Raw genomic sequence first — 308 nt, forward strand, 5'->3', positions numbered from 1 at the left:
CCCGAGCAGCACGATCGCCTCGGCCGTGGCGATGAACGAGAACGGGGTCGTGATGACCTCGTCGCCTGGCTTGACGTCGAGCGCCATGAGCGAGATCAGCAGCGCCTCGGTGCCCGAAGACACCGTCACGCAGTGGCGCGCCCCGGTGTACGCGGCCAGCGCGGCCTCGAGCTCGGCCACCTCGGGCCCCATGATGTACTGGCCGTGCTCGAGCACGCCCTGGATGCGCGTGTTGATGGCCTCGCGCAGGTCGAGGTATTGGGCCTTGAGGTCGATGAATTGCATGGTGGCGTCCGTTTCTGTTTTTG

The 308-nt window shown here is 66.2% G+C and carries 1 protein-coding gene; it reads right to left on the reverse strand.

Annotated features, from left to right (window positions below; all coding sequences use genetic code 11):
• Positions 1-285, reverse strand: a 285-nt coding sequence (locus D0817_RS27135; RefSeq protein ID WP_193555381.1) for a DegT/DnrJ/EryC1/StrS family aminotransferase, incomplete at its 3' end; no start/stop codon positions are given.
• Positions 286-308: the final 23 nt, after the last annotated feature.

This window comes from Flavobacterium cupreum (assembly GCF_003996965.1).
Taxonomy (GTDB): domain Bacteria; phylum Bacteroidota; class Bacteroidia; order Flavobacteriales; family Flavobacteriaceae; genus Flavobacterium; species Flavobacterium cupreum.